The organism is Streptomyces sp. NBC_01478 (assembly GCF_036227225.1).
In the GTDB taxonomy this organism is placed as follows: domain Bacteria; phylum Actinomycetota; class Actinomycetes; order Streptomycetales; family Streptomycetaceae; genus Streptomyces.
Window position 1 is genome coordinate 11,928,714 of record NZ_CP109444.1, and the last position, 12,984, is coordinate 11,941,697.

At 72.5% G+C, this 12,984-nt stretch carries 10 protein-coding genes; 9 read left to right on the forward strand and 1 reads right to left on the reverse strand.

The genetic code is table 11. The features are described 5' to 3' along the window. The first annotated feature begins 47 nt into the window (after window positions 1–47). The 4 genes from OG223_RS52965 (at window position 48) to OG223_RS52980 (ending at window position 5,845) form a co-directional block, all read left to right on the forward strand. Window positions 48–1,319 (forward strand): cation:proton antiporter domain-containing protein, encoded by a 1,272-nt coding sequence (locus OG223_RS52965; RefSeq protein ID WP_329240903.1) that lies wholly within the window; start codon window positions 48–50, stop codon window positions 1,317–1,319. Between the two features lie 289 nt (window positions 1,320–1,608). Beyond that, the gene (locus OG223_RS52970; RefSeq protein ID WP_329240900.1) at window positions 1,609–2,529 is read left to right on the forward strand and encodes an aromatic prenyltransferase; all 921 of its coding nucleotides are present in this window, start codon (window positions 1,609–1,611) and stop codon (window positions 2,527–2,529) included. Window positions 2,530–2,662: 133 nt separating this feature from the next. Further along, a complete protein-coding gene (locus OG223_RS52975) occupies window positions 2,663–4,186 on the forward strand; it encodes an MFS transporter (protein WP_329240897.1) in 1,524 nt (507 codons plus the stop codon). A 216-nt stretch (window positions 4,187–4,402) separates the two neighbouring features. Further along, window positions 4,403–5,845 carry a DUF6851 domain-containing protein gene (locus tag OG223_RS52980; protein WP_329240894.1) on the forward strand — a complete coding sequence of 481 codons (1,443 nt, stop codon included), beginning with the start codon at window positions 4,403–4,405 and terminating at the stop codon, window positions 5,843–5,845. A gap of 190 nt (window positions 5,846–6,035) precedes the next feature. Here the strand turns inward: OG223_RS52980 and OG223_RS52985 are convergent, their stop codons facing one another. Beyond that, entirely contained in the window at window positions 6,036–7,226 is a 1,191-nt protein-coding gene (locus tag OG223_RS52985; RefSeq protein ID WP_329240891.1) for an RNA-guided endonuclease InsQ/TnpB family protein, read from the reverse strand. Window positions 7,227–7,387: 161 nt separating this feature from the next. On the opposite strand from OG223_RS52985, the gene OG223_RS52990 reads away from it, so the two are divergent. From OG223_RS52990 to OG223_RS53010, 5 genes are all read left to right on the forward strand, one after another. Continuing rightward, window positions 7,388–7,732: a hypothetical protein gene (locus OG223_RS52990; RefSeq protein ID WP_329240888.1), complete on the forward strand. Its 345-nt coding sequence runs from the start codon at window positions 7,388–7,390 to the stop codon at window positions 7,730–7,732. 138 nt (window positions 7,733–7,870) lie between these two features. After that, complete coding sequence (locus OG223_RS52995; protein WP_329240884.1) at window positions 7,871–8,623, forward strand: sigma factor-like helix-turn-helix DNA-binding protein; 753 nt, start codon at window positions 7,871–7,873, stop codon at window positions 8,621–8,623. 276 nt (window positions 8,624–8,899) lie between these two features. Further along, window positions 8,900–9,850 carry an RNA polymerase sigma-70 factor gene (locus OG223_RS53000; RefSeq protein WP_329240882.1) on the forward strand — a complete coding sequence of 317 codons (951 nt, stop codon included), beginning with the start codon at window positions 8,900–8,902 and terminating at the stop codon, window positions 9,848–9,850. Window positions 9,851–10,055: 205 nt separating this feature from the next. Continuing rightward, window positions 10,056–11,330 (forward strand): NAD(P)/FAD-dependent oxidoreductase, encoded by a 1,275-nt coding sequence (locus OG223_RS53005; protein ID WP_329240879.1) that lies wholly within the window; start codon window positions 10,056–10,058, stop codon window positions 11,328–11,330. A gap of 217 nt (window positions 11,331–11,547) precedes the next feature. Beyond that, window positions 11,548–12,957: an MFS transporter gene (locus tag OG223_RS53010; RefSeq protein WP_329240877.1), complete on the forward strand. Its 1,410-nt coding sequence runs from the start codon at window positions 11,548–11,550 to the stop codon at window positions 12,955–12,957. Window positions 12,958–12,984: the final 27 nt, after the last annotated feature.

Below are 12,984 nucleotides of genomic sequence, written 5' to 3' on the forward strand. Positions count from 1 at the left end.
CCTAGCTCTGCTCCCGGGCCGGACCCCACCCTACGGAGACCACCGCCATGACCACCCATCAGACCTCCTCCCTCCTCCTGGGCCTGGCCGCCATCGTGCTGCTGGCCCGCCTGCTGGGCGCGCTGGCCCGGCGGCTGAACCAGCCCGCGGTGATCGGCGAGGTCCTCGCCGGCATCGCGCTGGGCCCGACCCTCTTCCACGGCGCGCTCTCCGACGCGCTCTTCCCGGCCGGCATCCGGCCGCTGCTGGGCGCCCTGGCCGCGGTCGGCGTCGCGGCCTTCATGTTCCTGGTCGGCCTGGAGTGGGACGCCGCGATGATCCGCGGCAGCGGAAGCCTCGCCGCGACCGTCTCCTTCAGCTCCATCCTGCTGCCGTTCGGCCTGGGCACGCTGCTCGCGCTGTACCTGATGGACGACTACGGCACCGGCGACCGGACGGCGTTCATGCTGTTCATGGGCATCGCCATGTCGATCACCGCGTTCCCGGTGCTGGCCCGCATCCTCACCGACCGGGGCATGACCCGCTCCCCGCTCGGCGTGGTGGCGCTGGCCTGCGCCTCCATCGACGACGTCCTGGCCTGGTCGCTGCTGGCCGGCGTGGTCGCCGTCAGCGGTTCGGCCGGCCCCGACCAGTGGCGCATCCTGCTCGCCGTCCCCTACCTGCTGGGCATGCTCTTCGTCCTGCGGCCGCTGCTGCGCCGCTTCGTGGCCCGCCGCCCCGCCCTCACCCTGACCCCGACCGTGTTCGCGGCCGTCCTGGTGGGCCTGCTGCTGTCGGCCGCCGCCACCGAGTGGGTGGGCCTGCACTACATCTTCGGCGCGTTCCTCTTCGGCGTGATCCTGCCGCGCACCGGCGGCGAGCGGCTGCGCGCCGACGTCCACGAGCGGCTGGGCGAACTGAGCGGCACCCTGCTGCTGCCGGTGTTCTTCCTGGTCGCCGGTCTCCAGGTCGACCTGTCCCATCTGGACGCCGGAGCGCTGGGCACGCTGGGGCTCATCCTGCTGGTGGCCGTCGGCGGCAAGTTCACCGGCGCGTTCACCGCGGCCCGCCTCAACCGGATGCCGCTGCGGCAGTCCGCCGCGCTCGCGACGCTGATGAACACCCGCGGCCTGACCGAGCTCATCGTCCTCAACGTCGGCCTGCAACTGGGCTTCCTGGGGAAGGACCTGTACTCGCTGATGGTCGTCATGGCCATCGTCACCACCGCGATGGCGGGCCCGCTGCTGAGCTGGATCATCGGCCGCCCCGCGGACACCGCCCGCCCGCGGGAGGCCGCCGTACCCGGGCACACGGCGGACACCGTGAGCACGGCCGTATAACACCCCCCCGACACCCCCCAGAAAAAGAAGGCCTGCCCCGTACCCGCCCGGCCCTGAGCGGATTTCCAGCGGTTCTCAAGGGGTCCCGCGCTATGTTCGGACAGCGACAGAGCACGGGATTCCCGAGGGAATCAGAAACCGGAAACCGGAAACCGGGAAATCAGGAACCGGAGATCCGGTATTCGGAATCAGAGATGCCCGGAATCAGAGATGCCGGAATCCCGGATCCGGAATCCCGGATCTCTGATTCCGGGGAATCGACGGCCGGCGCCGACCACTTGGAGTTTTGATGTCCGCGGACACCGAGGCGGAAAAACTGTATGCGGCCATCGAGGAATCGGCCCGGCTGGTGGGCGCACCCTGCTCCCGGGAGAAAGTCCGGCCGGTCCTGACCGCGTTCGGGGGATCCTTCGAGAACGCCATGGTCGTCTTCAGCGTCCTGACCGGGAAACACCATGCCGGACAGCTCGACTACTGCTTCACGATATCCCCCGACACCGGCGACCCGTACGCCCGGGCGGTGGCGAGCGGACTGACCGCCGCCACGGACCACCCCGTCGCCTCCCTCCTGGCCGACATCCACGCCCAGGGCTGGGAGATCACCGAACACTTCACCGACTGCTCGGCCGTCGCCGGCTTCAAGAAGATCTACGCCCACTTCCCCCGCGACCTGCAGAAACCCGCCGCGCTGGCGGCCCTGCCGTCGATGCCGCCCGCCGTCGCCCACAACCTCGGCCTCTTCGCCCGCCACGGCCTGGACGAGGTCGCGATGACAGGCATCGACTACCGCAGCCGCACGGTGAGCCTCTACTTCCAGTTCACCGAGAACAACAGCCCCCCGCCCGCCGCCCTCGCCTCGCTGCTGCGCGAGACCGGGCTGCCCGCCGCGAGCGGACCGATGCTGGAGTTCGCCCGCACCGCCTTCCGCGCGAATGTGACCCTCGGCTGGGACAGCCCCGACATCGCCCGGGTCGCGTTCGCCCCGCCGCTGGGCCCCGGCCTGGACCTGGCGGCGATCCCGGCCCCGGTGGAAGCCCCCCTCGCCCGCTTCGCGGCCACCGCCCCGCGCACCTACACCGGCGACCGCATGAACCTCTTCGCCGTCAAATGGCTGCCCACGGGCGAGTTCCTGGAGATCTGCTCCTACTACCGCCTCCCGGCGGCCTACGAACCCGTCCGGCTGATGCAGACCCGCACCCCCCACCCGTAACCCCCGCCGGCGGACACCGGGGGCAGCGGATGCGCCGCCCCCGCGGAGGGCGTGTCACAGCCCGGCCGCCCCGTCTCGTCCAAGGGGGTGACGCCCGACATCCGCACCATGCGACACCACAAGGGAGAAGACCATGGAGACACAGAGCGCGGCACCCGCGGCCGGGCCGAGCTCGGGGCCGGCCGCCGCCAACCCGCGACGGTGGCTGATCCTCGCCGTCATCTGCACCGCCTACCTCATGGTCGGTGTCGACCTGACCGTGGTGAACCTCGCCCTGCCCTCCGCACAGCAGGCCCTGCACTTCACCGACGCCGACCGGCAGTGGATCGTCACCGCCTACGCGCTGCCCTTCGGCAGCCTCCTGCTGTTCTGCGGACGCCTGTCCGACCTGATCGGCCGCAAGCAGACCTTCCTCATCGGCCTCAGCGGCTTCGCGGCCGCCTCCGCCGTCGGCGGCGCCGCCACCAGCTTCGGGATGCTGGTCACCGCCCGCGCCTTCCAGGGCGCCTTCGCCGCGATGCTGGCACCGGCCGCACTGGCCCTGCTGGCGACGACGTTCACCGACCCGAAGGAGAAGGGCAAGGCCTTCGGCATCTTCAGCGCGGTCGCCGCCGCCGGCACCGGCCTGGGACTCATCCTCGGCGGGGCACTGACCTCCGGCCTGAACTGGCGCTGGTGCCTCTACATCAACCTCCTGTTCGCCGGCCTCGCCCTCGTCGGCGGCCTGCTCCTGCTGGAGCGCCAGCCCAAGACCGGCGCCCGGATGGACATCCCCGGCGTCCTGCTGGCCTCGGGCGGCATGTTCTGCGTGGTCTACGGCTTCTCCAACGCCGCCGAGCACAGCTGGCACACCCCCTCCACCTGGGGCGTCCTGGCTGCCGGCGCGGCACTGCTGCTGCTGTTCTCCTTCTGGCAGACCCGCGCCTCCCACCCGCTGCTGCCGCCCCGGGTCGTCCTGGACCGCAACCGCGCAGGCGCCTACCTCACCACCCTGTTCGTGGGCACCGGCACCTTCGGCGTGATGCTGTTCCTCGTCTACTACATGCAGACCGACCTCGGGTACTCGGCCATCGAGTCCGGCATCGCCCTGCTGCCGATGCTCGTGTTCACCGCGGTCGGCGCCAACGTCAGCGCCGTCAAACTCATGCCGAAGTACGGACCGCGCCCGCTGGTCACCACCGGCCTGCTGCTGGGCGCGGCCGGCATGGCCTGGCTGACCGGCATCGGCCTCGACTCCGGCTACGCCGCCCACCTGATGGGCCCGGTCACCGCCGTGGGCCTGGGCCTGGGCCTCATCTACGGCGCGGCCCTGCGCACCGGCACCGCCGGAGTGGCCCTCAAGGACACCGGCATCGCCTCCGCGTGCGTGAGCACCGGCCAGCAGCTCGGCGGCGCCATCGGCACCGCCCTGCTCAACACGATCGCCGCGACCGCGACCGGCACCTGGTTCGAGGACCACGTCCAGTCCACCCCCACCGCGCGCCAGGTCCACCTCGCCTCCATCCACGGCTACACCACCGTCTTCTGGTGGTGCACCGCCGTCTTCGTCGCCGGCGCGGTCATCGCCGGCCTGATGCTGCGCAGCGGCCCGCTGCCCGCACCCCAGGCCGCCCCGGCCGCCCGGCCCGCCACGAAGCCCGAGGCCGCACAGGCCTGACACCTCCACCCTCCACCACCCGCCCCCTCCGGCAGGCCCGCGGGCCGGTGATCCCCGGCCACCACACCGGGCGTCACCGGCCCGCACCGCCGTCCGGCACCACCCCGTCCGGCACCGCACGGCCCCTCCCGTACGGCCCTTCCCGCACCGCCACCCGCCCCCGGCACCCCTGCCGCAGCCGCCCCTGCCCCGCCCCAAGAAGGATGAGGACGCACCATGACGACGCCCCCGCGCTCTCCCGCCGGCTTCGCCTTCGACTTCGACCGCGGCAACTTCTACCGGGACCTGATCGCCGCCGCCGGCGACTCCTCCGGGCAGCAGCAGGCCATCGCCCCCCAGGACGTGTCCCTGATCGTCTGGGTCCAGGCCGTCATGTGGGCCGCGCGCTTCGACGCCCTGGCGCCCTACCACCCCACCGCCGTCGGCGTCCACGCCCGCATCGAGCGCCGTCCCGCCGCCGAACGGGCCACCAACCGCAACAAGAACATCGCCGCCCTGTACGCCTCCTCCCACGTGGCCAACGCCGTCTATCCCGAACGCGAACACGTCATGCGCCAGATGATGACCGTGCTGGGCCTGGACCCCGACGACACCGCACCCGACCCCACCACCCCGGCCGGCATCGGCACCCTCGCCGCAGCGGCCGCCGTCCGCGCACACGCCCACGACGGCATGAACTTCCTCGGCGACCAGGGCCGCACCCACCACGGCCACCCCTTCGAGGACTACACCGGCTACCGGCCCGCCAACACCGCCCACGAGCTGACCGACCCGGCCCGCTGGCAGCCCGCGTCCCGCCCGCACCGCCGCCGCGCCGGCGGCGGACCCGGCGACAAAGGCGCCTTCACCGTCCAGCAGTTCCTCACCCCGCAACTGCGCCTGACCACCCCCTACACCTACCGGGACCCCGCCCGCTTCGAGCTGGCCCCGCCCGAGCACACCCGCCACCCCGACGCCCCCGCCTACCGGCACAGCGCCGACGAGGTCCTGGCCGCCTCGGCCGCGCTCGGCGACGAGCAGAAGGCGGCCGCGGAGTTCTTCGACAACACCTACCTCAGCGTCCTGCAGTCGACGAAGGCCGCCGGCCTGGCCCACGACGCGGACCTCGACCTGGACGGCTGGGTCCAGTTGCTGTTCACCAGCTCCGTCGCCCAGCTCGACGCGCTGATCGCCGCCTGGCACCACAAGCACGCCCACGACGCCGTCCGCCCCTTCAGCGCGATCCGGCACGTGCACGGCGACAGCCCGGTCACCGCCTGGGGCGGCCCCGGCAGGGGCACGGTCGAGGACCTGCCCGCGAGCGAGTGGGCCGGCTATCTGCCCCCGGGGGACAGCCCCGAGTACCCCTGCGGCACCACGACCCTGATCGCCGCCGAAGGCCAGGCCGCACGGCGCTTCCTCGGCGACGACATCCTGGACTGGACCCACACCGTCCCCGCCGGCTCCACCCTGACCGAACCCGGGACCACCCCCGAGAAGGACGTCGACCTGCACTACGCCACCTGGAGCGACTTCGCCCGGGAGTGCGCCCGCAGCCGCGTCTGGGCCGGCTCCCACTTCCCCGAGACCACCGAACGCTCCCTCCGCTTCGGCACCCAGTTCGGCGACCGGGCCCACGACTTCGTCCAGCGCCACGTCAACGGCGACCCCGGCCACTGACCCCCCGGGCAGGACACCCACCGCCGCGCCCGCGCAGGACGCGTGAGACGCCGCCGTACGACGGGACGTGACGTCGTACGGCACGCCCCGCACACCCGCCCGTGGCAAAAGAGCACAGCGGCGCACCCGACGGAAGGAAGACGGAAGGAGACGCCGTTGACTTCCTCCCCCTCCTGAAGGAGGGGGATTCCTACGGCTCGCGCTGTAGGGGTTCCTGCTTCAACGCCGACTGCCCGCCAGGAGAACTCCCTTGAGGTCTTGCACCGGCTCCACAGGCCGAGACGGCCAGCCCGGCCGCCTTGATGTTGCAGGCCGCGTTGATGTCGCGGTCATGTACGGCGCCGCAGTCGCACGTCCACGCGCGGACGTTCAGCGGCATTTTCGCCGCGACCGTGCCGCAGGCCCCGCACAGCTTCGAGCTGGGGAACCAGCGGTCGATCACGACGAGTTCGCGCCCGTACCAGGCGCACTTGTACTCCAGCATCGACCGGAGTTCCGTCCACGACGCGTCCGAGACGGTGCGCGCCAGGGTGTGGTTCTTCAGCAGGTTACGGACGGTGAGGTCCTCGATCACGACCGTTTGGTTCTCACGGACGAGACGAGTCGACAGCTTGTGCAGGAAGTCGCGGCGCCGGTCGGCGATCCGCGCATGCACGCGGGCGACCCTGCGGCAGGCCTTCTCCCGGTTCACCGAGCCCTTCGCCTTGCGCGACAACTCACGCTGCGCCCGGGCCAGCCGCGCGCGGTCACGCCTCTCATGCTTGGGGTTGGCGACTTTCTCCCCGGTGGACAGCGTCACGAGGGAGGTGATGCCGGCGTCGATGCCAACCGCGTTCTCCGTATCCGGAGCCGGGGTAATGCAGTCGTCGCACAGCAGCGACACGAACCAGCGGCCCGCACGGTCACGGGACACGGTCGCCGTGGTCGGCTCGCTGCCCTCCGGGAGGGGACGCGACCAGCGGATGTCCAGCGGACCGGCCGTCTTGGCCAGCGTCAGACGGCCCTCGCGCCACGTGAAGGCGGAGCGGGTGTACTCGGCCGACGCGCGGGATTTCTTCCGGGACTTGAAGCGCGGGTACTTCGTGCGCTTGGCGAAGAAGTTCCCGAACGCCGTCTGGAGGTGGCGCAGCGCCTGCTGGAGCGGAACCGAGGACACCTCCGTCAGGAAGGCGAGTTCCTCGGTCTTCTTCCACTCCGTCAGCGCGGCCGACGACTGGACGTAGGAGATGCGGCGCTGCTCTCCGTACCAGGCCCGTGTGCGCTCTTCCAGCGCCTTGTTGTAGACGAAGCGGACGCAGCCGAACGTGCGCGACAGCTCGGCCGCCTGCTCGTCCGTGGGGTAAAAGCGGTACTTGAACGCCCGCTTGACCTGCCGCGCCATGCCTCACGTTCTATCAACTCCCGTGTGAGTGGCGGGTGCCGGCCGGTAGACGGTGGACGCCGGTCTGCCCTGACGGCGAACCGGCATTCCCTGCCCTGCTTCGCAGGAGCTTCGTTTCCTCCCCCGGCTGAAGCCGGGGGTATCCACGAAGGAGAGCCCCGATGAGCCCCGCCCCACCGCCGCCCCCCGAGCCGCGCACCCACCGCGCCGACCTGACGTCCCGGGCCTGGGCCGAGGCCCTCTCCATGACCCACCCCCATCCCGATCCCCGTACCCGCTCCGGCTCCGGTTCCGGCCGCGCGCAGCACCCGTACGGCGAACTGGCCGCCGCCGCACTGCACGAGCACAGCGCGCTGTCGGCGGCCCTGGGCCGGAGCGTCCCGCTCACCGCGCTGGGACCGGCCGGCGGCGGGGTGCGCGCGCTGGCCGCCTTCCTCGCGGTCTACGCCGCCCGGCACGAACAGCGCACGGCCCCCGGGCGGCGCGGCGGACGTGACGCCCGCTGACAGCGCCCGGGACCAGGCGCCCGCGTCCGCCCGCCTCCCCCGCGCGGGCGGACGCGGGGCCGTGTCACCGCCGCGGGGGCTGTCTCGTCCGGTGGGGGAGAGGGCACACACCCGGCAGCCGGGCGAGGAGGGGACCGCGTGAGCAGGACCGAGGAGTTCGAGCAGGCACGGCCCCTGCTCTTCGCGATCGCCTACCGGATCCTGGGCAGCCTCGACGGGGCCCGGGACGCCGTGCACACCGCCCGGCAGCGCTACGAGGCCGCCCCCGCCGTGCCCGCCGAGCCGCGGGCCTTCCTGTCGGACCTGGTCACCCGGATCGCGGCGGACATGCCGCGCACGGCCCCCGTCCGGGACGGGGAACACACCGGGCCGCCCCCGCCCGCACCCCCGCCCGCCGACCCCTTCCAGGACCTGGGAGAGCCGGCCGGGCCGCTGTCGGCGTCGGCGGCGGCCGCCCTGCTGCTGGAGCGGCTGCCCCCGCCCGCCCGCGCGTTCTTCGTCCTGCGGGAGGTCTTCGGACGCACCCTCGCGCAGACCGCGTCGGTGGTGGGCTGCTCACCGGCGGTCTGCCGCCGTCTGGCCGCCGCCGTCGCCGAGGCGGGCGACACGGTGGGCGGGGCACGGCCCTGGCCCGGACTGATCGCCGGCTCCGCACCGGTGGCCCGAGTCCTGGCCGCCGTCGTCCCGGCACTGCTCGCCGTCGGCGTCACCATGGAGCCGCGGCCCCACGGCTCCCGCCCCGGCGCGGTCTTCCGCGGCACGGACGGCACCGTCCTGGGCGCCCTGACCCTCGACATCCTCGACGGCCGCATCCAGACGGTCCGCTGGGGCGCACCCCCCGCCCCGCCGGCCGTACCGGCCCGCCCCCCGCTCCCGGATTCCGCCCCGTGACCCGCGCCCCGCCCGGCACCCGGGACGGCGGGACCCGCCGCCACCGGCCGGCCGTGTCACAGCCGGCCGGGCTGCCTCGTCCCGGACTCAGAACACCCCGCCCCGCCCAGCCCCGCGACGACCACCGCCAAGAAGGCCGATATGCCGCACCCCGACCACCGCTCCCGCACCACCGCCGACCCGCTACGCTCCCGGCAGACAGCACCGGGGCGGCCGGCGCCGGACAGGGCGGGCGCCGCGCACCCGGCGGCGCCAGGGCTTCCCGAAGGAGCCGGCATGAGCAGGACCGAGGAGTTCGAGGAACTGCGGCCCCTGCTGTTCTCGATCGCCTACCGCATCCTGGGCAGCGTCAGCGAGGCCGAGGACGCGGTCCAGGAGTCCTGGCTGCGCTTCACCGCCTCCCCGACCCAGCCCCGCTCCACCAAGGCCTTCCTGTCGACCACCGTCACCCGCATCTCCATCGACGTGCTGCGCTCGGCCCGCGCACGGCGCGAGGTGTACGTCGGCCAGTGGCTGCCCGAGCCCCTGCTGGCCGACCCCTACGAGGACCCGGCACGCTCCGCGGAACTGGCCGACTCGCTCTCCATGGCGGCCCTGCTGCTGCTGGAGAGGCTCTCCCCGCTGGAGCGGGCGGTGTTCGTCCTGCGGGAGGTGTTCTCCTTCGGCTTCCCCGAGATCGCCTCGGCCCTGGACCGCTCCGAGGCCGCCTGCCGCCAGCTCGTGGTCCGCGCACGGCGCCACATGGAAGAGGGCCGGCCCCGCTTCGAGGCCGACCGCCAGGAACGCGAGCACCTCGCCGGGCGCTTCTTCGACGCCGTCCGCGACGGCGACGTCGCGTGCCTGCGCGACCTGCTCGCCGCCGACGCGCAGATCGTCGGGGACGGCGGCGGCAAGTCCCCGCAGTTGGCGAAGGCCGTCGTCGGCGCCGACAACGTCGCCCGCCTCCTCGCCTCCTACTTCCCGCCGCTGCTGAGCGTCGACGTCACCATGGAGCCGCACGAGGTCAACGGCCAGCCCGGCGCGATCTTCCGCGACCGCGACGGCAGGGTCCTCAACACCTGGACCCTCGACGTCCTGGACGGACGGATCCAGACGATCCGCTCGGTCAGCAACCCCGACAAGCTCGGCCACCTGGGCCCGGTCGCGGACGCCTGGGCCGTCAGCCGCGAGGCCAACCGGGCCCGCAGGCAGGCCGGCCGGGAATTCCCGCCCGGGGAAAACGGATAAACCCCTGGGAAACAACGGAGGAGCAATCGAGAAAAAGCGGGGCGGTAACTGAGCAATATCGGCGGTGACACCACCCCGACGCCCCCTGCACCCTGGTTCATGAACGCGCTCGGCGGCCGGAAGAGAACTCCCCACCGGAACCTTCCGCACGGAAACTCTTCACGCGACCCGCGAGCGCCGCCACATCGACTGGGGAAGGTCTCGTATGTCGTCCACTCTGCTCGGGATTTCTGACGATTTCGACGTCATCGTCATCGGCGGCGGACCCGCCGGTGCGACCACCGCGGGGCTGCTCGCCCAGCGCGGGCGCCGCGTTCTCGTACTCGACCGTGAACGCTTTCCCCGCTATCACGTCGGGGAGTCCCTCATCCCCGGATTCATGCTGCCCATGGAGGAACTCGGCCTGACCGAGCGCATGGAAGCCAGGGGATTCGAACGCAAATACGGCGGCACACTGGTGTGGGGAAACAACGAGATCCCCTGGAACTTCTCGTTCTCCACCGGCGGCCGCATCCCGTACTCCTACCACACACGCCGCGCCGACCTGGACACGATGATCCTGGACCGGGCCCGCGAACTCGGCGTCACCGTCGTCGAGGAAGCGACCGTCAAGGACACCCTCGAACAGGACGGCCGCGTCGTCGGCGTCACCTACACACTGCGCGGCCTGCCCGGCGTCCAGGAGGCCAGGGCGTCCCTGGTCATCGACGCCTCCGGCCAGGCCCGCGTCATCGGCCGCAGGTACTCCGAGATCAACTGGCACGACCAGTTGCAGAACGTCGCGGTGTGGACGTACTTCGACGGCTGCCACCGCCTGCCCGGCGACGAGTGGAGCAACATCCTCATCGAGGGCATCAAGGACGGCTGGTTCTGGGGCATCCCCATCGACAAGGGCGTCTTCAGCGTCGGCTACGTGACCCGCTCCGCCACCGCCAGCGCCGCCGACGCCTCCATGGAAGACCTCTTCGCCTCCGAACTCGCCCAGACCACCAAGCTCAAGGAACTCCTCAAGGACGCCCACCAGACCTCGGGCTACCGCACCGCCCGCGACTGGTCCTACACCAACGAGCGTTTCTACGGCAACGGCTGGGTCCTGGTCGGCGACGCCGCCGCCTTCGTCGACCCGCTCTTCTCCACCGGCGTCGCCCTGGCGACCATGGCCGGCAGCACCCTGTCGAAGATCGTCGACACCATCCTCGAACACCCGGAGATCGAGGAGAAGGCACTGGACCGCTACGCCACCGCCTACCGCGACTTCTTCGGCGACATCCGCTACTTCGTGGAGCAGTTCTACGACCGCTCCAAGAGCAAGGGCTTCTACTGGAGCCTGGCCCAGGAGATCACCGACCCCGGCCGGGAGAACGCCAACGAGGTCGACTTCGTCAAGCTGATCTCCGGGCTCAGCGGCAAACACGCCCTGTTCAACCTCGAGTTCGACGACCTCATCGCGGACGCCGAAGCGGCCCCCGCCGCCGGCTGACACCCCTTCTCACCCCGGGCCGGCCCCCGCCGGACGACGACAGCCCCGGCCCCCGGCCCACAGCCGGGGGCCGGCGCCGCCCGCCCCCGGCACGCCGTACGGGCGGCCCCGGGCGGGGCCGCGGGACACCCCGCACCACCACGAACGGCCACGGCCACGAACGGCCACCAACGACCCACGGCCACGGCTACGACCACGCGCGCGAAAGGGCCCGCTCATGACCACGGACACCTCGCCACGGCTGAGCCCGCAGGAGTTCATCGACCGCGGCCCGATGAGCCGCCGGCAGTGGCTCATCGTGACCCTGGGCCTGCTCATGATGATCGCCGAAGGCCTCGACGCCACCGTCGCCGCCTTCGTCTACCCCCTGATCAAGAAGGACTGGGGGACCGGCATCGACGCCGTGACCGCCACCGTGACCCTGGGCATCGTGGCGATGGTCGCCGGCGGCGTGGCCACCGGCCCGCTCGCCGACCGGCACGGCCGCAAAGGCATCACCGTCACCGGCATCGCCGTCTTCGGCCTGGGCACGGCCGCCATGGCACTCACCCACAGCATCACCACCCTCGCCGCCCTGCGCACCGTGGCCTGCCTGGGACTGGGAGCCGTCCTGCCCGGCGTGATGGCCCTGGTCGCGGACTGGACACCGGCCCGGCGCAGAAGCCAGATGGTCGCCCTGTCCTTCACCGGCGTCACCGCCGGCACCACCCTCGGCGGCGTCCTGTCCGCACTCCTGATCCCCGCGTTCGGCTGGCGCACCCTCCTGGCCGTGGCCGGCCTGGCCCCGCTCCTGCTCCTGCCCGCCGTCCTGCGCCTGGTCCCCGAGTCGGTGAGCGTCCTCGCCGCCCGGGGCCGCCCGGAAGCAGTGCACCGCGCCCTCGCCGCCGTCGCCCCCCACCAGGACCTCACCCACCTCACCCACCCCGCCCCGGGCCGGCCCGCCACCCCCCTCCCCGCACGCCCCTCCCCGCGCACCCTCCTGGCCAAGGGCCTGGCCGCCACCACCCTCCTGCTGTGGCTGTGCTTCTTCGTCGGCCTCGGCGTCGTCTTCGTGATCCTCAGCTACCTGCCCCTGCTCGGCGAACGCACGGGCCTGAGCTCCGCACAGGCCGGCGCGGCCGTCGCCCTGTTCGGATGGGGCGGCCTGGCCGGACAGCTCTCGGTGTCCTTCGCCCTCAAACGCCTCGACCGCTTCCGGGTCCTGACCACCCTGTGGACCATGAGCACCCTCGCCCTCCTGGCGGCGGCCCTGTGGGCCGTGCAGTTCACCGCACTGCTCGCCGCCGCCTTCGTCCTGGGCTGCTGCCTCCCGGCCGCCAACGCCACCCTGCAGGCGATCACCGCCCTCGCCTACCCGTCCTCCGCCCGCGCCACCGGCATGAGCTGGGCGAGCAGCATGGGCAAACTGGGCCCCGTCCTGTGCGGCCTCCTCGGCGGCCTGATGGTCAGAGCCGGCTGGACCCTCTCCACCGTCCTGCTCACCCTCGCCGCCCCCGTCGCCCTGTGCGTCCTGGCCGCCCTCACCCTCCAGTCCCGACACCGCACCCCCCGGGCGGCCGAACTCCACACCGCCGAGCCCCACCCCGCCCCCCGGCCGCTCCCGCTCCCCGTCCCCGAACAGCAGTGAGACACAGGCCCCAACACCGGCACCCCG

Bases quoted from the DNA above. Each gene is read 5' to 3' on its own strand.
- OG223_RS52965 (WP_329240903.1), top strand. From the start codon at position 48: ATGACCACCCATCAGACCTCCTCCCTCCTCCTGGGCCTGGCCGCCATC.
- OG223_RS52970 (WP_329240900.1), top strand. From the start codon at position 1,609: ATGTCCGCGGACACCGAGGCGGAAAAACTGTATGCGGCCATCGAGGAA.
- OG223_RS52975 (WP_329240897.1), top strand. From the start codon at position 2,663: ATGGAGACACAGAGCGCGGCACCCGCGGCCGGGCCGAGCTCGGGGCCG.
- OG223_RS52980 (WP_329240894.1), top strand. From the start codon at position 4,403: ATGACGACGCCCCCGCGCTCTCCCGCCGGCTTCGCCTTCGACTTCGAC.
- OG223_RS52985 (WP_329240891.1), bottom strand. From the start codon at position 7,226: ATGGCGCGGCAGGTCAAGCGGGCGTTCAAGTACCGCTTTTACCCCACG.
- OG223_RS52990 (WP_329240888.1), top strand. From the start codon at position 7,388: ATGAGCCCCGCCCCACCGCCGCCCCCCGAGCCGCGCACCCACCGCGCC.
- OG223_RS53000 (WP_329240882.1), top strand. From the start codon at position 8,900: ATGAGCAGGACCGAGGAGTTCGAGGAACTGCGGCCCCTGCTGTTCTCG.
- OG223_RS53005 (WP_329240879.1), top strand. From the start codon at position 10,056: ATGTCGTCCACTCTGCTCGGGATTTCTGACGATTTCGACGTCATCGTC.
- OG223_RS53010 (WP_329240877.1), top strand. From the start codon at position 11,548: ATGACCACGGACACCTCGCCACGGCTGAGCCCGCAGGAGTTCATCGAC.